The following is a 22,555-nucleotide window of genomic DNA, read 5'->3' on the forward strand; positions in this document are numbered from 1 at the left end:
TTAGCGGGGCATTATTGTATTTTGGCTATATCGCTAAAGGAAAATGACCATGGCGATCAATCCTACTTCAATACCTCACAACACACTTTCTCATTCATTAGTAAAAGAGAACAGTGGAAAGTCGACTACTCAAGCAACCACGTCAAACGCCGCTTCAGAGTCTCAAACATCGCTAGGCAATGATTTGCCGCCCACAGAACAAGTAAATGCTGTAAACCGAACAGACGTTGACGATCCCCTTAATTCATCTTTGCAAAATAGCCGTTCCGATCAAGAGAGAATTAAGCAGATCGAGATGGTTTTACAACAATTTAACCGCAGCTTACGTTTCTATCAAGATGAAGAAACCGGTGAGCAAATAGCCACTATTGTTGATAAAGCCAGTGGTGAAGTTATTCGTCAAGTTCCGGCACAAGAATTGCTAGAGTTAAACAAAAATTTAGCCAAGCATGCCCTGAGCTCGCTGAGCAAAATAGTTTAAGAGGTATTTACGATGGGGTTAAGTGCTGCGGGTATGGCATCGGGTTTAGATGTCGCAGGTATGACGCAACAATTAGTAGCGGCGGAACGAAAGCCTAAAGCGGATCGTATTACTGACCAACAAAAAAAGGTTGATGTCTCGCTTAGTGCTTATGGGCAAGTTAAATCGTCTATGAGCAGTATTCAAACCATGCTAGAAAAGTTTGCTAAAGACGATGCTTTCTCTAGTCAAAAAGCAACCTCTGATAATAGTGATTACGTATCGGTTAAAGCGGATGCGAAAGCGAAAAACGGTACTTATACCATTAACGTAGAGCAAATGGCGCAGTCTCATAAATTAATGGGACAAGAGTTATTTAGCGGCGATCCGGAAGCCTCACTCGGTAGTGGTGAAATGGTCATTAAGGTTGGCGATAAGTCGATGACCTTAAATATTACTGAAGACAACGATGATTTATCGTCGATTGTCGATGCGATTAACAACGCAGAAGGTAACCCAGGTTTAACGGCGACGGTGATCAACACTGGTGAAGAGGGCGGCTCTAGAATCGTTTTCTCATCTAAAGATACCGGTGTTGAAAATAAAATTGAAATTGATACTTCTGGTATGACTGGGCAATTGGCATCACTGGCTTATAAAGAAGGGATGACAGACAGTAAAGTTGATCAAATGCAAGAAGCGCAAGATGCACGCATTAAGATAGATAACTTTACTACCGTGACCAGCAGTAATAATACCTTTGAAGATGTTATTGAAGGTGTGACTTTAGATCTGAAAAAGCTGACGGGAACTTCAGGTTCAGGTAACGTTGAAACTGATGATGTTGATGTTAAATCTGTAAAAATTACCATCGAAAATAATGAAAAGAGTACCAAAGATTCACTAAAATCTTTTGTTGATGCTTATAACGGTTTAATTACTACAACAGATAAGCTAACAGGTTTTGATCCAGATAAAAAGCCGGATGATCCAAACCGTGCAGGCGCACTTAACGGCGATAGCTTAACCCGTTCAGTACTCAGCCAAATGCGTGGCTTGATGAATGAGCCGATTGAAGTTAACGGCAAATTGTATCAGTTGTCAGATTTTGGTATTTCCGTACAACGTGATGGCACGTTAGAACTGGAAGATGATAGCGATAAACTTGATGACATCATTAGTGAAAATTTTAATGTTATTGGGCAGTTTTTCGGACAGGAAGACACGGGATTTTTAGCTAAAGCTGATAAATTGTTAGATAGTTTTACTGATAAAACCGACGGTGCTTTATCAGTAAAAGAAGACACATTAAAAGAGCGTCAGAAATCATTAGATGATGATATGGCGCAACTCGATAAACGCATGAAAGCTTATGAAGATCGCACTTACAAACAGTTTTTAGCGATGGATGAAGCTATCGGCCAAATGAACAATCAGCTCAACAGTATGATGAGCCTAATGCTTTCATTTGATTAAGGATAAATATGGAACAGTTAACGCATCTAGAGCTGCAAATAGAGCAATTACTAACTGCAGATGAATATAACGATGACTTTCCGCAGCAGTTAGAAAACTTAGTGTCATTACGTCATCAAGAAGTAGAGCGTGTTTTGGGGCAACCTGATTTAACGCGCGTAGTGTTTGATGATGTGGTTGCACGAACTCAAGCATTAAAAAGCTTAATTCAGAAACACAAAGATATTATTGGTGATCGATTAGTCCGTTCTAAAAAGAGCAAACAATCGTTATCACTGTACAGCAATATTCAACAAAACGGTTCATAGTCTTCTTGGTTTTGTTGATTTTGATTTCACTTATTAAATAAGGGATTACATCATGCGTGGCTCTCTTCAGGCATATAAAAAAGTTTCAGTAAATGCACAATTAGCCAGTGCTTCTCCTCACCGTGTTATTCAAATGCTATATGCAGGGGCGATTGAGCGTTTAATCCAAGGAAAAGCGGCAATGGATCAAGGCAATATTGCGGTTAAATGTGAGCGTTTAAGCAAAGCATTAGATATCGTATTAAGCCTGCGTGACTGCTTATCAATGGAAGAAGGTGGCGATATTGCTAAGAACCTTGATGCGTTATATGAGTTTATGGCGAGTGAAATTAGCCGAGCGAATGCCGAAAACCAAACTAAGCCAATTGATGATGTGATTGGTATGCTACGTGAAATTAAATCAGCGTGGGATCAAATCCCAACTGAGTATCATCATCTAAGTGAAGCGAGTTAATGAGTAATCTTAAGTGTTAAAATGCATATAGGCAGGATAACACTATAAAAAATGGTAATAATTCTTCGAATATAGGATGAATAGCTGTAAATGAGCAATATTCGTCCTATTGTTTTATATCCTTGTATTGGTATCACACCTTTCCTCTATCAAATATTGCCTTCTCCTATGGTTTAATTACAATAGATAACAATAATATTGGTAGTGGTTCGCATTTCCATCAAATAAGCCAATAATTACATCACTTTATGAAGGCAGGCTATATCCATTCTATGCAAGGTTTAGCAAAGACACTCGTTATTGAAGACGATCAACACCAACGTCATAATCTAAGTGTAATTCTGGGATTTGTCGGTGAGCAGTGTGAAATTATCTCGTCACAAGATATTGATACTTCATTATGGCAGCAGTCATGGGGTGCATGTTTACTGGGTAATATTGAAATAAATAAAAGTTTATCTCATATCGTAGATACATTAAAAATTCATGCCCATATTCCTGTTGTATCGCTTGGAAATCACCGTGCTCATCTTTCTGGTTTAGCGAATTATGTTGGCGATCTAGAATTACCTTTGCATTATAACCAACTCGTTGATGCTTTCCGTCATTGCCAAGAATACATGGGTAAACGCGCTTACCAAGTTCCTCAGCTAGGACGTAAAAATACGTTATTCCGTAGCATGGTTGGTAGTAGTGCTGCAATTAGTCAGATCCGTCATCTTATGGAGCAAGTAGCTGCTTGTGATGCGAGTGTGCTGATATTAGGTGAGTCAGGTACAGGTAAAGAAGTTGTCGCGCGTAATGTTCATTATCACTCTTCGCGTGGTAAAGGTCCGTTTGTTCCAGTCAACTGTGGTGCTATTCCGCCAGATTTACTCGAAAGTGAATTGTTTGGTCATGAAAAAGGGGCATTTACAGGGGCGATTTCTGCACGTAAAGGCCGTTTTGAATTAGCAGAAGGTGGTACGTTATTTCTTGATGAAATCGGTGATATGCCGATGTCGATGCAAGTTAAGCTACTACGCGTTTTGCAAGAACGAAGCTTTGAACGTGTTGGCGGTAGTCAAACCATTAAAACTAATGTACGCATCGTTGCGGCAACCCACCGCGATTTAGATAAAATGATTCATGAGAATTTATTCCGTGAAGACTTGTACTATCGCCTTAATGTTTTTCCTATTGATATGCCCGCATTGCGTGAACGTATCGAAGATTTGCCTTTATTACTTCAAGAGTTACTAACTCGAATGGAAGCTGAAGGTGCGAAACGCATTCACTTTACACCGCGTGCGATTAACTCATTAATGGAGCATAGCTGGCCTGGTAACGTACGTGAGCTTGCAAACCTTGTTGAGCGTTTATGTATCTTGTATCCAGGAGAAATGGTGGATACTAATCATCTACCAATTAAGTATCGCTACAGCCAACTTCCTGACTTTACGCCAGAAAATTCTCAGTTAAGTGTTGAGGAGTTAGAGCAAGAAGCGTTAGCAAGTATGTTTTCGTCGTATGACGATGAGCAAGCAGGTGTAAATAGTGAACTTCCTCCTGAAGGTCTGAATCTAAAAGAAATGCTGGCAGATCTTGAAGTCGACATGATTAAGCAAGCGTTAGATGCTCAGTCAGGTGTTGTTGCAAGGGCTGCTGATATGCTCGGTATGCGACGAACCACGTTAGTAGAAAAAATGCGCAAATATGGTCTGAATAAAGAAGGCTAATAGAGCGCCATGAATTAATAGAAAGCCGATGCCATTAATTTGACGTCGGCTTTTTTATTTCTCACAGCAATCTAAATAGCGAGTTGTTAATTCATCATTTTCAACAGAAGTGCCTAATACTAAATTACTTTTAATTTATTTTTAGCAACAACCTCTCAAAAAACTGCTACTAATCTGTATTTTTTTAATCAATTCCATAAAACTCTAATGCAGTGTCATTTTTTTGACATTGTTTTTTTGTCATAATTAATTTGTAATCTCATGATTTAAAAGAATAATATATGGCATGTAAATTGCTTTTTTATAAATTACATTAAATTTTTTGTTATTAGGTTTCATGCATGGATGATAAAGCAATAGTGATTGGGGCATTAGAACAACAAGTTGAACGTTATCAACAAGTGCTGGAAGTGATGCCTGTTGGTGTCATTTTACTCGATCCTAAAGGCATTATTTGTGAAACCAATAATGAAGCATTACGTTTGTTGGGTGAGCCCCTTGAAGGCGAACGTTGGGTAGATGTTATCCAGCGTTGTTTTCAGCCTCAGGAGGATGATGGACATGAAATTTCACTCCGCTCTGGAGCTAAGGTGAAATTAGCTATTTCAGCATCTTCTGCTGGACAGTTAATTGTAATTACAGACATGACAGAAACGCGCCAATTGCAATCACGATTAAGTGAAATGCAGCGACTGTCATCCTTAGGAAAAATGGTTGCATCCTTGGCGCATCAAGTCAGAACGCCATTATCGAGTGCGATGCTATACGCCGCCAATTTATCGGCGCCTAACTTGCCAGCAACAACCCGTGAACGTTTCCAAGGTAAGCTTGTTGATCGCCTACAAGATCTTGAAAAACAAGTTAATGATATGCTGCTGTTTGCCAAAGGTGGTGATAATAAAGTGGTGAATTGTTTTTCATTAGAAAGTTTACTTAATAGCATGGAAAACATGGTTGAAACGCTGGTGATGAGCCAAAATGTTGATTTTAGTATTGACTGCGATGATGAATCACTGGCTATCTTAGGTAATGAAAATGCACTGGCGAGCGCTATCAGTAACCTAATTACCAACGCTATCCAAATGTCAGGTAAAGGCTGTACTGTTGCTGTGTCTTGCTATGCCGTAGGTAACGATATTTTGTTATCAGTAACTGATAATGGCCCCGGTATTGCGACAGAGCTCCAAAGCAAAGTCTTAGAGCCTTTCTTTACCACTCGAAAACAAGGTACAGGGTTGGGATTAGCTGTTGTTCACATGGTGGCACTCGCGCATCGTGGCAAGTTGTCTTTAACATCAGAGTTAGGTAAAGGGACATGCTTTACCTTAACCCTTCCTACTGCCTCCTCACAGCAGAATATGCAACCGCAGTTAGCCGCATCGTGAGCATTAAAGTGCCAGATCATACTCATGGAGAGAAGAGATGAATCAAACGAGAGTCCTAGTAGTCGAAGATGATGAAGGATTACGCGAAGCATTGGTTGATACGCTAGCGTTGGCTGGGTATCAATGGATTGAAGCGGAAAGTGCTGAACATGCTCTAGTGATCATGAAGTCGGAAACGGTTGATATCGTTGTTTCTGATGTACAAATGGCAGGGATGGATGGATTAGCATTACTTCGCAGTATTAAATTAAATTGGCCTAAAATCCCAGTGCTATTAATGACGGCTTACGCCAATATTGAAGATGCAGTCGCGGCGATGCGTGAAGGTGCGATTGATTATATGGCAAAGCCTTTTGCGCCCGAAGTATTGTTAAATATGGTTGGGCGTTATGCTCCGATCAAAAAACAAAGCAGTAAAACCGTTGTTGCTGATCCGAAAAGTATTAAGTTGTTAGCACTTGCTGATAAAGTAGCAAAAACCGAGGCTAATGTGATGGTGCTAGGGCCGAGTGGCTCAGGAAAAGAAGTACTGTCTCGCTATATCCACGATAACTCCGAGCGTAAAGGTGGGCCCTTTATTGCTATTAACTGCGCTGCTATTCCTGAAAATATGCTTGAAGCAACCTTATTTGGCTATGAAAAAGGCGCATTCACGGGGGCGATTCAAGCCTGTCCAGGTAAATTTGAGCAAGCGCAAGGTGGCACCTTGTTGCTTGATGAAATCAGTGAAATGGATTTAGGCCTACAGGCAAAATTGTTGCGTGTATTGCAAGAGCGTGAAGTTGAACGTTTAGGTGGTCGTAAAAGCATTAAGTTAGATGTACGTATTCTTGCGACCAGTAACCGTGAACTTAAAACTTATGTGGCTGAAGGGCATTTTCGTGAAGATTTGTACTACCGACTTAATGTTTTCCCAATTGCTTGGCCTGCTTTAGCTGAACGACAGGGAGATATTCTGCCATTAGCGACATTATTTGCAGAGCGACACAGTATCAAGCAAGGAAATGTGGTACCAAGTATAAGTCAGACTGCACAAGATAAATTAGTGCACTATCCGTGGCCTGGGAATGTACGAGAATTAGATAATGTTATTCAACGCGCGTTAATTCTTTGCGATAACAATCACATTCAGCAGCACGATATTTTATTAGAACATTTTGATTGGCTGGATACTGAAATACCTCAAAGTGTGCCAGAGCCCGAACCTTGCGTAGTGGCAGTTCGTCCTAAACCGACGGCTACGGGGGAAGGGCTGGGTAGTGAGTTACGTGAACAAGAATTTAGCATTATTTTAGATACTTTAATCGCCTGTGAAGGCAGCCGTAAAGATGTGGCAGAGCAGTTAGGGATCAGCCCTCGAACTTTGCGTTATAAATTGGCGAAAATGCGTGATGCAGGTATTGAAATTCCTGCGTAGTGAGCCATTAAAATAAATACATTGATAGAGAGAATCACGGAATGAAAGTAAACGGATTACAAGCAGAAATGCAAGCAATGAGACTGGATGCTCAAAATACCACTTCCCCAGCAACAGCCCAACAAGTGAGCTCTGATTTTGGCAATCTTTTGAATGATGCATTGCAATCAGTAAACCAGCTACAAGGGCAATCAAGTGAGTTAGCAACGCGTTTCGATCAAGGCGATCGTAGCGTTTCATTAGCGGATGTCATGATTGCAAGAAATAAGTCTAGTGTGGCGTTTGAAGCAACCGTACAAGTGCGTAATAAAATGGTACAAGCGTACAAAGAATTAATGAATATGCCGGTATAAGCCTGACTTTTTAAAGTATGGAAAGTAACACCGTTATTCTTGCAGTTTATGGGTAAAAGTCGTGGCAGAAGAAAACATTAATCAACCATTAGCGGTATCGGGCAATGGCTCGGCTCCTGTATTACATGATGATATGGGGGCTGATCAAGGCGTTGATATTTCAGAGAAGAAAGCCTCTTCAACTGATAGTATTTTGGGGAACTTGGATTTATTACGTCAAGTTATTCTAGTGCTATCGGTGGCAATTTGTGTCGCGCTAATAGTGTTGGTAACAATGTGGATCAAAGAGCCTGAGATGCGCCCGTTAGGCTCTTATGAAACCGAAGAATTAATTCCAATCCTCGATCACTTTGATCAAAAGAAAATTGCATATCAATTAGATGGCAATACGATTCGTGTTCCGGCTGATGAATACAGCGCGATTAAGTTAGATTTAACGCGTACTGGATTAAATGCTCAGACGGTAGAAGGCGACGATATTTTATTACAAGACATGGGTTTTGGTGTATCACAACGAATGGAAAGTGAGCGTTTAAAGCTCAGTCGTGAACGTCAATTAGCCCGTGCCATTGAACAAATTAGCCAAGTACGTAAAGCGCAGGTTTTACTGGCGACACCAAAACAAAGTGTATTTGTTCGTCATAACCAAGAAGCGACGGCAACAGTATTTTTAACCTTATCTTCTGGTGGTTCATTAGGACAACAAGAAGTTGACTCCATTGTTGATATGGTTGCAACAGCGGTGCCTGGGCTTCGTCCAACACGAGTGACGGTAACCGATCAACATGGTCGATTATTGAGCTCTGGTACTGAAGATCCTAGTACAACAGCGAAACGAAAAGAATACGAATTAGAGCGTAAACAGGAACAAGCATTACGCGAAAAAATTGATGCTATCTTAATGCCTGTTTTAGGGCTGGGTAATTATACTTCGCAAGTTGATGTTGCAATGGATTTCTCGGCGTTAGAAGAAACGCGTAAGCGCTATGATCCATCAACAGCGGCAACGCGCAGCGAATTTACGCTTGAAGATATTAATGGTGGTAACCAAGTTGCGGGCATTCCTGGTGCATTAAGTAATCAGCCGCCTGTTGAGTCGGCTATTCCTCAAAATGTGAAAGATATGCAGTCGGGTACGAACGGTAGTGATGGTTCCGTACATAGAGAATCTACCCGTAACTATGAATTAGATACCACGATTAGTCATAAGCGAGCACAAACGGGGGTTATTGACCGTCAAACGGTATCTGTTGCGGTGGATTATAAGACCATCACTGATCCTAAAACGGGCGATGTAACTCGAGTACCTGTTTCAGAAGCGGAAATTGCTAAAATTCGTCGTTTACTAATGGGCGGTATTGGTTTTTTAGAAGCGCGAGGGGATTTACTTGAAGTGCTTTCCGTTCCTTTTGCGTTGCCAGAATCTCAATTAGCAGCCGATCTTCCTATCTGGGAAAATCCGAACTTTAGTAGCTGGGTACGTTGGATTGCAGCGGCGCTCGTTATTATTGTGGTGATCATGGTATTAGTACGCCCAGCAATGCGTAAGCTGTTGTATCCAAACCAAGCACCAGACGGTACGCCATTAGACGAAAATGGTATGCCTGTTATGGCAAACTCAGCAGATTCTGTTGGGCTCATTGGCGCAGAATTGGATGGTGGTGAAGGATTTGAATTAAGCTCTAGTAGCTTAGATTTACCAAATTTACATAAAGATGAAGACTTACTGAAAGCCGTCCGAGCATTGGTGGATAATGAACCTGATCTCGCAGCACAAGTGGTTAAAAGTTGGGTGAATGAAGATGGCTAATGATATTGCTATAAGTGAAAATAAATTTGATCCAAGTACACTAAGCGGGACAGAAAAAGCCGCAATTTTACTGCTTAGTCTTAGTGAGCAAGATGCCGCCAGTATTATTCGTCACCTTGAACCTAAACAGGTGCAGCGTGTGGGTGGTGCGATGGCAAGTATGACAGATCTTAGCCAAGAGAAAGTTTCCGGTGTACACCGATTGTTTCTCGAAGATATTCAAAAATACACCAGCATTGGCATGGGCAGCGAAGATTTCGTGCGTAACACATTAGTTGCTGCATTAGGTGAAGACAAAGCGAATAACCTTGTTGATCAAATCCTGATGGGCAGTGGCTCTCGCGGCTTAGATTCGCTGAAATGGATGGATCCTCGTCAAGTAGCGAGCATTATTCTCAATGAGCACCCGCAGATCCAAACCATCGTTTTATCATACTTAGAACCGGAACAATCAGCGGAAATATTGGCGCAATTTCCTGAGCGTGTACGTTTAGATTTGATGATGCGTATTGCGAACTTAGAAGAAGTACAACCAGCAGCATTACATGAGTTAAACGATATCATGGAGAAACAGTTTGCCGGTCAAGCTGGTGCGCAAGCAGCTAAAATTGGCGGCTTGAAAGCAGCGGCTGAGATCATGAACTACCTCGATAATAATGTTGAAGGCTTGTTGATGGATCAGATCCGTGAAACGGATGAAGATACGGCGACTCAGATCCAAGACTTAATGTTTGTATTTGATAACTTAACAGAAGTCGATGATCGCGGTATTCAAACCTTGCTCCGTGATGTGCCACAAGATCTCTTACAAAAAGCACTAAAAGGTGCTGATGATATGCTGCGTGATAAGTTCTTCGCCAATATGTCCAAGCGTGCTTCTGAAATGCTACGTGAAGAGTTAGAAGCGATGGGGCCGATTCGTGTTGCTGATGTAGAAGCGGCGCAAAAAGAAATTCTAACTATTGCTCGTCGTCTTTCTGATACAGGTGAAATTATGCTTGGTGGCAGCGGTGGCGGTGCAGATGAATACCTATAAAATTATCCCAATTGTTGAACTAGCAGGTGGTCGTCATGAGTGATGAACGTCGTCGTGGCTTTTTTCGAGTTTCTGACCACCAAGCGCAAGAATTAGAACGTTGGGCATACCCTGATTATTCAGAAGAGCATCAAGATCACAGTGACAATGCTTTTAATTACCAGCCTCGTCCTGTTATTGAAGAATTCGCCCCTGAAGAAGAAGCGGGGCCTCCGCCATTAACGGCTGCTGATCTAGAAGCGATGCAGCAATCGGCGTATGACGAAGGAATAGAGCAAGGACGACAAGCAGGACGCAGTGAAGGGTTTAAAACCGGTCATGCAGAAGGGCTTGAATCCGGTCTTGTTGACGGCAAAGAACAAGGGTTACAACAAGGTCTAGAGTTAGCCCAACAACAAATAACGGAACAAGTGAACTACTTGGCGTCAGTGGCTGAAAAGTTATTAGCGCCAATTGCACAAGTTGATCGTGATGTTGAAGATCAGGTGATGCAACTGGCTTTAGGTTTAGCGAAAGAGTTGATCCGGGTGGAAGTAAAAACGAACCCACAAGTGATTTTAAATACAATTCGTGAAGTGGTGGCGACGTTACCAGTTGCCAATCGTGATATTACGATGAATCTGCATCCTGAAGATGTGGCCATAGTAAAACAAAACTTTAGTGATGATGATTTGTTAGAACGTAAATGGAAACTTATTGCTGAACCAAGTTTAAATCGTGGTGATCTGCAACTGAGTAGCCATGATACTTCGGTTGACTATTTTATTGATGATCGCATTCGTCACTCTTTAAGCTGCTTTGAAGCGGTTAATAGTAGCGTTCGAGATCAATCTAAATGACAGCCTCACTAGCCGAACGGTTAAGCCAATATAAAACGGAAGGGACAGGGTGTAAGCCTGTTGCATCTGGACGTTTAGTACGTGTGGTTGGTTTAACACTTGAAGCTATAGGTTGTCGCGCCCCTGTTGGAAGTTTGTGCAAAGTCGAAACGTTAAATGGTGAACTAGAAGCTGAAGTAGTTGGCTTTTCAGGTGAAACCTTGTTTCTCATGCCGAGTGAGCAGTTACTTGGGGTGATGCCTGGCGCTAAAGTCACGCCTATTTTGCACAATAGCGGCCTACCTGTTGGTCCAGAACTATTAGGTCGGGTTATTGATGGGGTTGGTAATCCGCTCGATGGCTTAGGGCCTATTTTTACCGAGCATCGGGCTTCATTTAATGCCACTCCTATCAATCCTCTCGCCCGTAAACCAATCAAAGAGCCGCTTGATGTGGGTATTAAAGCGATCAATGGCTGTTTGACGGTAGGTAAAGGCCAGCGTATTGGTTTATTTGCAGGTTCTGGTGTTGGTAAGTCTGTGACACTAGGCATGATGACTCGTGGCACCAATGCCCAGATTGTTGTGGTTGGCCTTATTGGTGAGCGTGGTCGTGAAGTCAAAGAGTTTATTGAAGAAAGCTTAGGTCCTGAAGGTCGTGCGCGATCGGTGGTGGTTGCTGCACCTGCCGATGCTTCACCATTAATGCGTTTAAAAGGTTGTCAAACATCATTGACGATTGCTGAGTATTTCCGCGATCAGGGTTTTGATGTATTACTCTTGATGGATTCACTGACCCGTTTTGCACAGGCACAACGTGAAATCGCACTGTCGGTTGGTGAGCCGCCAGCTACCAAAGGTTATCCACCTTCGGTATTTGCAAAGTTACCTGCGCTGGTGGAACGCGCAGGTAATGGCAATGAAAATCAAGGCTCTATAACGGCCTTTTTTACCGTTCTTAGTGAAGGTGATGACTTGCAAGATCCTATTGCAGATGCCTCTCGTGCGATTTTAGACGGTCATATTGTGTTATCTCGTGAGATGGCAGACGCGGGACATTATCCTGCGATTGATGTTGAACGCTCGGTGAGCCGTGTCATGCCTGCGATTGTGAGCGAAGAGCACATGTTGATGTCAAAAGCGGTACGTCAAATTCTTTCTATATGCCGTAAAAATCAAGATTTAGTCTCCATTGGTGCTTATAAGCCCGGAACGGATAACACGATTGATCAAGCTTTTAGTTTTAAACCGAAATTAGACGCTTATCTGCAACAAGAAATGAAAGAGTCTGTGCCCTATGAGATGTGCGTCAATATGTTGCGCTCAACATTAGGTGGTTAATTGCAGGTGATCATGGATAAGGAAATTAAGTATGTCTAACGCGCTAGGTTTAATCATCGATCAAGCGAAAGAGCAAGAGCATCAAGCAAGTTTAGCGTTAAACCAAGCCCGCATTGAGCAACAAAATTACTTACAGCAGTTAGCGCAGATCGAAAAATATCGATTGGATTATCTCAATCAGTTATCTGTCAGAGGCCAAGAAGGCTTAACGGCAAGCGAATATAGTCATTTACAAAAATTCTTAACGCAACTGGATCAAACATTAGAAAAGCAAAAGCAAGCAGGAGGGTACTTTGAAGAACAAATTCAAAAGTGCTCCCAGCACTGGCAAGAAATGCAGCAAAAAAGGCGTTCGGTTGAATGGCTGGTAGAAAAACGCGAACGCGAACATAAACAGTGGCTTGATAAGCAAGAGCAAAAAATGATGGATGAATTTGTTACGTTGCAGTTTGCGCGAAGGTTACAACAATAACCTTATTGATGAGTAACTGGTTTAGTTTTTGCATTACTCCAACTTATCTCTTTTTGTCGTTGGAAGATCAATTGGTTACGTTTTGTATTCTCCACGCCCAGCACTAGGTTTGAATTGGCTATGAATCTATTAAATCCCTTATCAACATCGCACGTAAAAGCCACACCTGCGGGATCTTCAAATACTAAAACAGTAGAAAAAAGCGAAGGTTATAAAGATGCTTCGTTTGATTCTCAGTTACAAGCGGCATCAACAGAGAAAACATCGGTAAGTGATTTAAAAATAGAACAAAAAACACAAAAATCGACAGATGTTGAAACTGGAGAAGAAGCGAGCATTGTCTCTGATGATTTAGTTATCGATGCTGAATCTAACGCTGAGTTAGTCTCTGATAATGCTGTTTCAGATGAGGTTGTATCTGTTGCTGATGGTGATGATATCGCCAGTGTTGATAATGTTGACGATGGCGAAAGTATTGATGATGTTGAAAAAGTGCTGTTTGAAGGCGCGGGTTTTCTTCAACGTTTGAATCAATCAAATCAACAATTTAGTCAACAATCTCCGGGAGGAGGCAAAGTTTTGCCGCCACAGTCAGAGCAAATGACATCATCAGATGCGTTTTTAGATGTAAAGCCGGAACTCTCAGGTGACAAATTTGTATTAGATAGCTCTGAAATCGCTTCAATCAAGCAAAATGAGTTAACTGAAAAAGAGAAAGTGCTGCAAACGGATGGTAAATCGAGTGATCTAAAAATGGGGTGGCATGCTGCAACTGCTGCAGTAAAAGCGGATGCAAGCGATGAAGCGACCCTGCTTTCAACCGATCCAGAATTTAAAACAACGTTATCTGGCGTAAAAACTGAAAATAGTGTCGTGAATGCGTTTCTTTCTGGGGAAAAAAATTCTGAATTGCTCGCAACAAATGGAATGATGGAAGCGGTTAGAAAAACACTGGTTGATGGTCAGGAAAAAGAGCAAGACAGTATGTCTTCACAACCATTATCGTCACTCATGGGTAACCAACAAACCAATTCGATGAAAATGGACTTACAACATGCGAATACGCAGGTTCAGTCGCCATTACTGCTGACAAAAGAGCAGGCGGGAGAACAAGTTTCTGAGCGTATTAATATGATGATGGCAAAAAATTTAAAGCAAATTGATATCCGATTAGATCCGCCAGAACTCGGCAAAATTCAAATCAAATTAGCCTTGAATCAAGATCAAGCTTCAGTGCAATTTACCGTTAATAATGGCCAAACACGCGATATGGTTGAACAAGCAATGCCAAGGCTACGTGAGATGATGCAGCAACAAGGCTTGCAGTTAGCGCAAGGCTCTGTTCAGCAAGACAGTTCAAGTCAATTTGCGCAACAGTTCTCACAGCAGCATTCTGAGGGGCAATCATCAGGCACTGCTCATGATGAATCTTTTGCAGGCACTAATGAGGCTAAATCAGATAAACATCTTGATACGATTGAGATGTTTGTAACAAAAAATAAAGATCGGGTTGATTACTATGCGTAATTAACAATTGCTAATAATTTAATTAATGAAAATAAAGACAAAAAGGAATAAAAATGGCAATGGGCAAGAAAAAGCTGATGTTAATAAGTGCAGTAGCTGTCATTGTAATATTGGCGGCAGGCATTGGCTTTTGGTTGCTAAATGGTGATGACGCAAAAGAATCTCCACAAGTGGCTGCAACGGTTCAAGAAAACACAGCGTCACCAGCACCTGTAATGTCAGCTTACTATGTTGTATTACCTCAGCCTTTTACTTTCAATGTTACGGGTGATACACGAGATAGAGTGGTTCAAATTAAAGTGCAATTAATGGTACGTGGCGATAAAAATGAAGCCTTGGCGAAACTGCACATACCGTTAATTGAAAGTACTCTTCTTCAAGCATTCGGGGTCGCAACCGTTGAGCAATTACGTAGTCCTAATGGCCGTGATCAGTTACGCCAACAAGCGCTTGAAGCTGTTAAAGCAACAATGGTTAAAGTGGCTGGAACACCTGCAGTTGAGCGGGTTCTTTTTACTGGTTTTGTAATGCAGTAGGTTTACAGTGAGTGATTTATTAACCCAAGATGAAATTGATGCGCTACTTCATGGTGTCGATGAGCCAGAAGATGAACTTCATGATAACGATGTAGCGAATGATGTTGCTACTTTTGATTTTTCATCACAAGACCGCATTGTTCGTGGTCGGATGCCAACACTTGAGCTTATCAATGAGCGTTTTGCCCGCCATATGCGTATCAGCCTGTTTAATATGCTGCGTAAAACGGCGGAAGTGTCGATCAACGGCGTACAGATGATTAAATTTGGTGAGTACCAAAATACACTGTATGTACCAACAAGCTTAAACATGGTGCGCTTTCGCCCATTAAAAGGCACCGCGCTTATTACAATGGAAGCGCGCCTCGTCTTTATTCTGGTAGAAAACTTTTTTGGTGGTGATGGTCGCTTTCACGCCAAAATTGAAGGTCGTGAATTTACCCCAACCGAACGTCGCATTGTACAAATGTTGCTTAAGCTAGTGTTTGAAGATTACCGTGAAGCATGGTCTCCGGTGATGGGGGTTGAGTTTGAATATTTAGACTCAGAAGTGAACCCGACCATGGCTAATATTGTGAGTCCAACAGAAGTGATAGTGGTGAGTTCATTTCATATTGAAGTTGATGGTGGCGGCGGTGATTTTCATGTCGTCATGCCATATTCGATGGTTGAGCCAATCCGTGAATTACTCGATGCGGGTGTACAAAGTGACAAGATGGACACCGACGTACGTTGGAGTAAAGCATTACGTGATGAAATCATGGATGTGCCAGTTAATCTTCGCGCCAAATTATTGGATGTAGATTTATCGTTACGTGATTTGATGGAGCTACAAGTTGGCGATGTAATCCCTATTGATATGCCTGAGCAAGCGACCATTTTTGTTGAAGATTTACCGACTTATCACGCCAAAATGGGGCGTTCTGGTGACAATGTAGCATTGAAAATTAGTGAGAAACTACAACGTCCCGATATGGTTAAAACGGACTTGGCGTTTCTCGACCGTGATGAGCTAGGCACGGCATTACTTAATATTAATAGTGATAGTAACGAATAAGAAAAGGACGATAACAATGTCAAATAATAATGACCAACAAATGGCAGATGATTGGGCTGCAGCATTAGCAGAGCAGGCGGATGATGTGCAACCAGCACCACTAGAAGAGCTGACTGATGAAACGGTACCAATCACCGATGATGAACGTCGTAAGCTTGATACCATTATGGATATTCCGGTTACCATTTCGATGGAAGTTGGACGTACGCAAATTAGTATCCGTAACCTACTGCAATTAAACCAAGGTTCAGTGGTTGAGCTTGATCGTATTGCGGGTGAATCATTAGATGTGATGGTCAATGGAACCCTTATCGCACATGGTGAAGTGGTTGTGGTCAATGACAAGTTTGGTATTCGTTTGACTGATGTGATCAGCCAAACTGAGCGTATTAAAAAGTTACGTTAAGGCGGGTCATGAAAAGGATTGTAGGCCAAATATTTACAGTATTATCGCTATTATTTTTCACGCTGTCTTGTTTCGCACAAACAGCGGTTGAGAAAACGATTGAAAAACCGGCACCGGCATTAAGACAAGCACCTGACTTAAATATCGCGACCACTCTAGCTTCTTTACTGCTTGTGATTGCGATTATTGTTTTCTTAGCTTGGTTATTAAAACGAATGCGAGTGGCAGGGATCAGTGGTAATGATTCGGGTTTAAAAGTGATTACACAGCTGGCTGTCGGGCAACGAGAGAGAGTCGTGCTATTGCAATTGGGTGAAGAGCAGATGTTGGTGGGTATTACTCAACATAATATTTCTTTGCTGAGTAAATTGGATAAGCCTTTAAACATGGACGAATCGCCAAGCAGAGATTTCGCTTCTCAGCTTAGCAAGCTAATGAAAAATAATGTTAAAAAATAAATTCACTCTTACCACTTGGATGGCTTTTCTTGCTATCTCGGTGTTGTTATCGTCAATCAATATAGCGCATGCGGTTGAAGCAGATATGGCTAATAGTACGACGGCGACAGCAATGAGCGCAGAAACGACCTCTGGTCACTTACAAGCAGCCCGTAATGCTGGGGGAATACCGGCATTATCGGTGACAGTAAACCCTGATGGTAGTGAAGATTATTCTGTCACTCTACAAATTTTAGCGTTAATGACCGCGTTAGGCTTTTTGCCTGCGATGGTTATTTTAATGACCTCTTTCACCCGTATCGTGGTGGTAATGTCGATCCTGCGTCAAGCCATGGGGTTACAGCAAACACCTTCGAACCAAGTTATTATCGGCATAGCGCTGTTCTTAACGTTTTTTGTGATGTCTCCGGTGATTGATAAGATCAATGCAGATGCCGTTCAGCCTTATATTAATGAGCAAATCACGGCGAAAGAAGCGTTGGCAAAAGCTGAAGATCCGATGCGCCAATTTATGCTTAAACAAACCCGTGTAAAAGATTTAGAAACGTTTGTGAATATGTCTGGATCAACGGCAGATGATCCGCAGACGGTGCCGTTAACGGTATTGATCCCTGCGTTTATTACTTCAGAGCTTAAAACGGCGTTTCAAATCGGCTTTATGCTGTTTTTACCATTTTTAATTATTGATTTGGTTGTTGCATCAATCTTAATGGCGATGGGGATGATGATGCTTTCACCTATGATTGTATCGTTACCGTTTAAGCTAATGTTGTTTGTTTTAGTTGATGGTTGGAACCTGATCTTATCCACCCTGGCAGGTAGTTTTGGCACCTAATGTGAATGAACATCGGATAAAGAGGATGCTTTTATGACGCCAGAAGCTTTTGTTGAGATATTTCAAGAAGCGTTATACATGGTACTTATCATGGTGTGCGCGATTGTCATTCCAGGACTGTTAATTGGTTTAGTTGTGGCTGTATTTCAAGCGGCAACCTCAATTAATGAACAAACATTGAGTTTCTTACCCCGTTTAGTGGTGACGTTACTCGCACTGATGTTCTTTGGTCATATGATGACGCAAATGCTGATGGATTATTTCTATCGCATTATTGATCAAATTCCACAGTTGCTTTACTAGCAAACGAGCATCAGTCGATTATGCATTATACCGCAAATCTTTTACTTGATTGGATAGCAAATTATTTTTGGCCTTTTACACGTATCTCATCAATGGTGATGGCGATGACGTTTTTTGGGGCGCGCTTTGTTTCACCTAAAATTCGCTTATATTTAGCCTTAGCGATTACATTTGCTGTCTTGCCTGTTTTACCAAAAGTCCCACAAGATATTGAGTTACTTTCTTTAGCTGGATTTATTGTTACTACTCAGCAATTAATCATTGGTGTAGCAATGGGATTAGTAACACAATTTATTACTCAAATATTTGTCTTACTTGGTCAAATATTAGGTATGCAATCGAGTTTAGGCTTTGCTTCAATGGTTGATCCTGCGAATGGCCAGAATACGCCCGTGTTGGGGCAGTTTTATATGTTTTTGGCCATTTTATTGTTCTTAGCAACAGATGGGCATTTAGAGATGTTAAATGCTGTTGTTGTGAGCTTTAAAACCTTGCCGATAGGTGAGGCTATGCTACAGCCAAAAGATTATTACCAGCTTGCAGGTTGGTTTGGGCATATGTTTAAAGCGGGCGTGAATATGGCGCTAGCGGGGGTGATTGCTTTGCTAACGGTGAACTTGTCCTTCGGCGTGATGACACGAGCAGCACCACAGCTAAATATTTTCTCGTTAGGTTTCTCATTTGCCTTATTACTCGGTCTGGCTATTAGCTGGTTTATAGTACTCGGCATCTTGCCACAATATGAAGCAATATGGCAAGTTGGCTTAGATCAAGTGTGTAGTTTGATCCGAATTGATTGTTAAGTTATGACTGGGGGTAAATCACTATGTCTGATTCAGATGGTCAAGAACGTACCGAAGACGCCACGCCCAGAAGGCTTGAGCAGGCGCGAGAGAAAGGTCAAGTTCCGCGCTCAAGAGAATTAGCGTCTGTTGCGGTATTAGTGTCTGGTGCTGTTGGGTTAATGTGGTTTGGTGAAGGCTTAAGTAAAGCACTTAGTCATATTATGATGGCAATGTTTAGCTTAACGCGCGACGATATTTTCGACCTTGATCGTTTATTCGTTATTATTTTAGATGCGATTGTTTATATTCTAGCGCCTTTATTTTTAGTGCTCATTTTTTTGTTTGTTGCTGCTTTTATTGGGGCGGCAGGTGTCGGTGGCGTTCGCTTTTCCACTCAGGCTGCAATGCCTAAGTTATCAAAAATAAATCCGCTCAGTGGAATAAAACGGATGTTTGGCCTGCAAAGCTGGGTTGAATTAATTAAGTCTATTTTGAAAGTTGGGCTGGTGGGAAGTATTGCTTGTTACTTAATTTTTTCGAATTTAGAAGATTTTTTCCAGCTCAGTAATGAAGTTTTTCCTGCCAATTACTTTCATGCTATAGATATATTACTAAACTTTGTCCTTTTAATTTGTTGTTCACTGCTTATTGTTGTTGCCATTGATGTGCCATTTCAAATTTGGAACTTTAATCAACAATTAAAAATGACCAAACAAGAAATTAAAGATGAATACAAAGATTCTGAAGGAAAGCCTGAAGTAAAAGGGCGTATTAGAATGCTGCAACGTGAAATGGCTCAGCGACGCATGATGGCTGATGTGCCGCAAGCTGACGTTGTAATTACTAACCCTGAGCACTTCTCTGTCGCACTTCGCTACGATCCCAAGCTGGACTCTGCGCCCGTTGTTATTGCGAAAGGGGGAGACCATTTAGCACTTAAGATCAGGGAGATAGCCAATAAACATGATATTGATATTGTTCCAGCAGCACCATTAGCACGTGCTATTTATTATACAACTGAATTAGAACAGCAAATTCCAGATGGTTTATTTGTTGCGGTTGCTCAGATATTAGCCTATGTATTTCAGTTAAAAGAATATCGCAAAGGTAAGGGCAAAAAACCAACACTATCAAAAGCTGTGATGGATATACCGGAAGAATTACGTCATTAATTTTTTAGGTAAATTATTATTGGAATGATAATTAAGTATATAATGGCTAAAATTGTGTTGTGTATATATTAATCGTTAATTCCCTAATAGAATAAATACTATTAAGGCTCGTTATTTAATTAAATGTTTATATTAGACATGAAGTCACAAATATAGAGTTTTTTTTTATCTTTCTGTTATTAATTTGGTAGTATTTTTGTACTGTCAAAAAAATGACTTATATGTAAGGCATGATAATTGCTTTGTCTTATTTTATGCATTCATGGTTCATCGTCTTTATTAAATAACGGACTATTTAATTATCTTCTTTTGTTTATAAAACGAACATTGATACCAATAATAAAAGAATAGATCACTAGACAGAATGAAGCTTTCAATTCCCTTTGCAGATAGATTGCCGTTAGCCAGTATCAAGTCTATGCCATCAATAGGTGCGCCTATAATGGTATTGGCGACGTTAGCGATGATCATTTTACCAATGCCACCGTTGCTATTGGATATGACGTTTACCTTTAATATCGCTCTTTCATTGGTGGTGTTATTAGTGACGGTGTATACCCGTCGTCCGCTTGATTTTGCTGCTTTTCCTACCGTACTACTTATTGCCACGCTATTACGTTTAGCACTAAACGTTGCTTCTACACGTGTTGTTTTATTGCACGGCCATGAAGGACCTGATGCAGCAGGACAAGTTATTGATGCATTTGGATCGGTTGTTATTGGTGGCAACTATGCTGTGGGTTTAGTGGTCTTCCTTATTTTGATGATCATTAACTTTATGGTGGTAACCAAAGGTGCGGGTCGTATTTCAGAAGTTAGTGCTCGCTTTACCCTTGATGCCTTGCCGGGTAAGCAAATGGCTATTGATGCCGATTTAAATGCAGGGCTTATCGATCAAGAGCAAGCGCGTACTCGTCGTTTTGAAGTGACAAAAGAAGCCGACTTTTATGGTTCTATGGATGGTGCCTCTAAGTTTGTTAAAGGTGATGCCATTGCTGGTATCTTAATCCTCTTTATCAATATCATTGGTGGTTTAATCATTGGTATGGGTCAGCATGGTCTGACATTTGGTCAAGCCCTAGAAATTTACAGCTTATTGACCATTGGTGATGGTCTTGTTGCTCAAATCCCATCGTTACTCTTATCTATCGGCGCTGCAATGATGGTAACTCGTCAAAATACTGACGAGGACATGGGGCAGCAAATGTATTTTCAGATGTTTAACAATCCTCAAGCTCTGATCATCACCGGTGTGATTTTATTTGTAATGGGTATTGTTCCAGGTATGCCTCATATTCCTTTCTTATTGCTTGCCGCCATTATTGGTGGTGTCGCTTATTGGCGAATAAAGAAAGAGAAAGCAGAAGCACTTGTTGAAAAGCAAGCACCGCCAACAGAGTTAGCGACGACTCAACCGCTAAAAGAACTATCGTGGGATGATGTACAGCCCGTTGATACCATTGGTTTAGAAGTGGGCTACCGGTTAATTTCAATGGTAGATAAAGATCAAGGTGGTGAGTTGCTAGAGCGCGTGAAAGGTGTTCGTAAAAAGTTATCGCAAGACTTTGGTTTCCTTATTCCGCCTGTTCACATTCGCGATAACTTAGAGCTCCCACCTAACAGTTACCGCATTAGTTTAATGGGCGTCGCTTGTGGTGAAGCAAATATACACCCAAAAATGGATTTGGCGATTAACCCTGGTCAAGTCTTCGGCTCTATTGATGGTGAAATGACAACCGATCCTGCGTTTGGTCTTGAAGCGGTATGGGTACAAGACTCACAACGTGAACATGCGCAAGCATTAGGTTATACCGTTGTTGATTCAGCAACAGTATTGGCGACCCATTTAAGCCAATTACTGACAAATCATGCATCGCAGCTACTGGGTCATGAAGAGGTACAAAACCTATTAGAAATGTTAGGTCAAACGACACCTAAATTGGTTGATGGTTTTGTTCCTGAACAATTACCTCTTGGGGTTGTGGTGAAAGTGATGCAGAACTTATTAAATGAAGCTATTCCACTACGTGATATTCGAACTATTGTCCAAACCTTGTCAGAATATTCAAGTAAGAGTCAAGATCCTGACATATTAACAGCCGCTGTTCGTATTGGTTTGAAACGATTAATTTGTCAAGAAATCAATGGTATAGAGGCTGAGCTGCCAGTGATCACCTTAGTCCCTGAATTGGAACAAATCTTGCATCAAACCATGCAGTCTGCTGGTGGCGAATCATCAGGTATTGAACCTGGATTAGCGGAACGCTTACAACGTTCATTAACAGAAGCGACTCAGCAACAAGAATTGAAAGGTGAGCCTGCGGTATTGTTGACCTCAGGTGTGTTGCGTTCAACATTAGCTAAATTTGTTAAAAATACGATCCCAAGTTTACGGGTATTGTCATATCAGGAAGTGCCTGATGAAAAAC

General features: G+C 41.3%; 23 protein-coding genes. All 23 read left to right on the plus strand.

Features of this window, described 5'->3' with window-relative positions; all coding sequences use genetic code 11:
- The first annotated feature begins 49 nt into the window (after nt 1–49).
- The gene (locus SKA34_RS17115; protein WP_006646769.1) at nt 50–481 is read left to right on the plus strand and encodes a flagellar protein FlaG; all 432 of its coding nucleotides are present in this window, start codon (nt 50–52) and stop codon (nt 479–481) included.
- Nucleotides 482–493: 12 nt separating this feature from the next.
- Nucleotides 494–1,936, plus strand: a complete 1,443-nt coding sequence (gene fliD, locus SKA34_RS17120; RefSeq protein ID WP_006646770.1) for a flagellar filament capping protein FliD — start codon at nt 494–496, stop codon at nt 1,934–1,936.
- 8 nt (nt 1,937–1,944) lie between these two features.
- Nucleotides 1,945–2,244 carry a hypothetical protein gene (locus tag SKA34_RS17125; protein ID WP_006646771.1) on the plus strand — a complete coding sequence of 100 codons (300 nt, stop codon included), beginning with the start codon at nt 1,945–1,947 and terminating at the stop codon, nt 2,242–2,244.
- A 52-nt stretch (nt 2,245–2,296) separates the two neighbouring features.
- Nucleotides 2,297–2,698, plus strand: a complete 402-nt coding sequence (gene fliS / locus SKA34_RS17130; RefSeq protein ID WP_006646772.1) for a flagellar export chaperone FliS — start codon at nt 2,297–2,299, stop codon at nt 2,696–2,698.
- Nucleotides 2,699–2,970: 272 nt separating this feature from the next.
- Complete coding sequence (locus SKA34_RS17135) at nt 2,971–4,416, plus strand: sigma-54 dependent transcriptional regulator (protein ID WP_006646773.1); 1,446 nt, start codon at nt 2,971–2,973, stop codon at nt 4,414–4,416.
- A 341-nt stretch (nt 4,417–4,757) separates the two neighbouring features.
- Nucleotides 4,758–5,801 carry a PAS domain-containing sensor histidine kinase gene (locus SKA34_RS17140; protein WP_006646774.1) on the plus strand — a complete coding sequence of 348 codons (1,044 nt, stop codon included), beginning with the start codon at nt 4,758–4,760 and terminating at the stop codon, nt 5,799–5,801.
- Nucleotides 5,802–5,838: 37 nt separating this feature from the next.
- Nucleotides 5,839–7,218 (plus strand): sigma-54 dependent transcriptional regulator, encoded by a 1,380-nt coding sequence (locus SKA34_RS17145; protein WP_006646775.1) that lies wholly within the window; start codon nt 5,839–5,841, stop codon nt 7,216–7,218.
- Nucleotides 7,219–7,259: 41 nt separating this feature from the next.
- Nucleotides 7,260–7,571 carry a flagellar hook-basal body complex protein FliE gene (fliE, locus tag SKA34_RS17150; RefSeq protein ID WP_006646776.1) on the plus strand — a complete coding sequence of 104 codons (312 nt, stop codon included), beginning with the start codon at nt 7,260–7,262 and terminating at the stop codon, nt 7,569–7,571.
- Between the two features lie 61 nt (nt 7,572–7,632).
- Nucleotides 7,633–9,381, plus strand: coding sequence for a flagellar basal-body MS-ring/collar protein FliF (gene fliF / locus SKA34_RS17155; RefSeq protein WP_006646777.1), 1,749 nt, complete (start codon nt 7,633–7,635; stop codon nt 9,379–9,381).
- Nucleotides 9,374–10,417, plus strand: a complete 1,044-nt coding sequence (fliG, locus tag SKA34_RS17160; RefSeq protein WP_006646778.1) for a flagellar motor switch protein FliG — start codon at nt 9,374–9,376, stop codon at nt 10,415–10,417. Before fliF ends, fliG begins: the two co-directional genes overlap by 8 nt.
- A gap of 35 nt (nt 10,418–10,452) precedes the next feature.
- Nucleotides 10,453–11,256 carry a flagellar assembly protein FliH gene (fliH, locus tag SKA34_RS17165; protein WP_006646779.1) on the plus strand — a complete coding sequence of 268 codons (804 nt, stop codon included), beginning with the start codon at nt 10,453–10,455 and terminating at the stop codon, nt 11,254–11,256.
- Nucleotides 11,253–12,575, plus strand: a complete 1,323-nt coding sequence (gene fliI, locus SKA34_RS17170) for a flagellar protein export ATPase FliI (protein WP_006646780.1) — start codon at nt 11,253–11,255, stop codon at nt 12,573–12,575. The genes fliH and fliI overlap by 4 nt, the downstream gene beginning before the upstream one ends.
- A 31-nt stretch (nt 12,576–12,606) precedes the next feature.
- On the plus strand, nt 12,607–13,047 hold the full coding sequence (gene fliJ, locus SKA34_RS17175) for a flagellar export protein FliJ (protein ID WP_006646781.1): 441 nt from the start codon (nt 12,607–12,609) through the stop codon (nt 13,045–13,047).
- Nucleotides 13,048–13,167: 120 nt separating this feature from the next.
- Nucleotides 13,168–14,574 carry a flagellar hook-length control protein FliK gene (locus tag SKA34_RS17180; protein WP_006646782.1) on the plus strand — a complete coding sequence of 469 codons (1,407 nt, stop codon included), beginning with the start codon at nt 13,168–13,170 and terminating at the stop codon, nt 14,572–14,574.
- A gap of 53 nt (nt 14,575–14,627) precedes the next feature.
- Nucleotides 14,628–15,110 carry a flagellar basal body-associated protein FliL gene (gene fliL, locus SKA34_RS17185; protein ID WP_006646784.1) on the plus strand — a complete coding sequence of 161 codons (483 nt, stop codon included), beginning with the start codon at nt 14,628–14,630 and terminating at the stop codon, nt 15,108–15,110.
- A 7-nt stretch (nt 15,111–15,117) separates the two neighbouring features.
- A complete protein-coding gene (fliM, locus tag SKA34_RS17190) occupies nt 15,118–16,167 on the plus strand; it encodes a flagellar motor switch protein FliM (RefSeq protein ID WP_006646785.1) in 1,050 nt (349 codons plus the stop codon).
- A 16-nt stretch (nt 16,168–16,183) separates the two neighbouring features.
- The gene (gene fliN, locus SKA34_RS17195; RefSeq protein WP_006646786.1) at nt 16,184–16,573 is read left to right on the plus strand and encodes a flagellar motor switch protein FliN; all 390 of its coding nucleotides are present in this window, start codon (nt 16,184–16,186) and stop codon (nt 16,571–16,573) included.
- An 8-nt stretch (nt 16,574–16,581) separates the two neighbouring features.
- Nucleotides 16,582–17,031, plus strand: coding sequence for a flagellar biosynthetic protein FliO (gene fliO / locus SKA34_RS17200; RefSeq protein WP_006646787.1), 450 nt, complete (start codon nt 16,582–16,584; stop codon nt 17,029–17,031).
- Nucleotides 17,018–17,866, plus strand: a complete 849-nt coding sequence (gene fliP / locus SKA34_RS17205) for a flagellar type III secretion system pore protein FliP (protein WP_006646788.1) — start codon at nt 17,018–17,020, stop codon at nt 17,864–17,866. The genes fliO and fliP overlap by 14 nt, the downstream gene beginning before the upstream one ends.
- 33 nt (nt 17,867–17,899) lie before the next feature.
- Nucleotides 17,900–18,169 (plus strand): flagellar biosynthesis protein FliQ, encoded by a 270-nt coding sequence (fliQ, locus tag SKA34_RS17210; protein ID WP_005370314.1) that lies wholly within the window; start codon nt 17,900–17,902, stop codon nt 18,167–18,169.
- A 20-nt stretch (nt 18,170–18,189) separates the two neighbouring features.
- Complete coding sequence (gene fliR / locus SKA34_RS17215; protein ID WP_006646789.1) at nt 18,190–18,972, plus strand: flagellar biosynthetic protein FliR; 783 nt, start codon at nt 18,190–18,192, stop codon at nt 18,970–18,972.
- A 23-nt stretch (nt 18,973–18,995) separates the two neighbouring features.
- On the plus strand, nt 18,996–20,126 hold the full coding sequence (gene flhB / locus SKA34_RS17220) for a flagellar biosynthesis protein FlhB (protein WP_006646790.1): 1,131 nt from the start codon (nt 18,996–18,998) through the stop codon (nt 20,124–20,126).
- 364 nt (nt 20,127–20,490) lie between these two features.
- Nucleotides 20,491–22,555 (plus strand): flagellar biosynthesis protein FlhA (gene flhA, locus SKA34_RS17225; RefSeq protein ID WP_039860788.1); only part of this gene is annotated, 2,065 nt, incomplete at its 3' end.

It is taken from the genome of Photobacterium sp. SKA34 (genome assembly GCF_000153325.1).
Taxonomy (GTDB): domain Bacteria; phylum Pseudomonadota; class Gammaproteobacteria; order Enterobacterales; family Vibrionaceae; genus Photobacterium.

Coding starts and splice junctions, on each gene's coding strand:
- SKA34_RS17115 (WP_006646769.1), top strand. CDS start 50: ATGGCGATCAATCCTACTTCAATACCTCACAACACACTTTCTCATTCA.
- fliD (WP_006646770.1), top strand. CDS start 494: ATGGGGTTAAGTGCTGCGGGTATGGCATCGGGTTTAGATGTCGCAGGT.
- SKA34_RS17125 (WP_006646771.1), top strand. CDS start 1,945: ATGGAACAGTTAACGCATCTAGAGCTGCAAATAGAGCAATTACTAACT.
- fliS (WP_006646772.1), top strand. CDS start 2,297: ATGCGTGGCTCTCTTCAGGCATATAAAAAAGTTTCAGTAAATGCACAA.
- SKA34_RS17135 (WP_006646773.1), top strand. CDS start 2,971: ATGCAAGGTTTAGCAAAGACACTCGTTATTGAAGACGATCAACACCAA.
- SKA34_RS17140 (WP_006646774.1), top strand. CDS start 4,758: ATGGATGATAAAGCAATAGTGATTGGGGCATTAGAACAACAAGTTGAA.
- SKA34_RS17145 (WP_006646775.1), top strand. CDS start 5,839: ATGAATCAAACGAGAGTCCTAGTAGTCGAAGATGATGAAGGATTACGC.
- fliE (WP_006646776.1), top strand. CDS start 7,260: ATGAAAGTAAACGGATTACAAGCAGAAATGCAAGCAATGAGACTGGAT.
- fliG (WP_006646778.1), top strand. CDS start 9,374: ATGGCTAATGATATTGCTATAAGTGAAAATAAATTTGATCCAAGTACA.
- fliH (WP_006646779.1), top strand. CDS start 10,453: ATGAGTGATGAACGTCGTCGTGGCTTTTTTCGAGTTTCTGACCACCAA.
- fliI (WP_006646780.1), top strand. CDS start 11,253: ATGACAGCCTCACTAGCCGAACGGTTAAGCCAATATAAAACGGAAGGG.
- fliJ (WP_006646781.1), top strand. CDS start 12,607: ATGTCTAACGCGCTAGGTTTAATCATCGATCAAGCGAAAGAGCAAGAG.
- SKA34_RS17180 (WP_006646782.1), top strand. CDS start 13,168: ATGAATCTATTAAATCCCTTATCAACATCGCACGTAAAAGCCACACCT.
- fliL (WP_006646784.1), top strand. CDS start 14,628: ATGGCAATGGGCAAGAAAAAGCTGATGTTAATAAGTGCAGTAGCTGTC.
- fliN (WP_006646786.1), top strand. CDS start 16,184: ATGTCAAATAATAATGACCAACAAATGGCAGATGATTGGGCTGCAGCA.
- fliO (WP_006646787.1), top strand. CDS start 16,582: ATGAAAAGGATTGTAGGCCAAATATTTACAGTATTATCGCTATTATTT.
- fliP (WP_006646788.1), top strand. CDS start 17,018: ATGTTAAAAAATAAATTCACTCTTACCACTTGGATGGCTTTTCTTGCT.
- fliQ (WP_005370314.1), top strand. CDS start 17,900: ATGACGCCAGAAGCTTTTGTTGAGATATTTCAAGAAGCGTTATACATG.
- fliR (WP_006646789.1), top strand. CDS start 18,190: ATGCATTATACCGCAAATCTTTTACTTGATTGGATAGCAAATTATTTT.
- flhB (WP_006646790.1), top strand. CDS start 18,996: ATGTCTGATTCAGATGGTCAAGAACGTACCGAAGACGCCACGCCCAGA.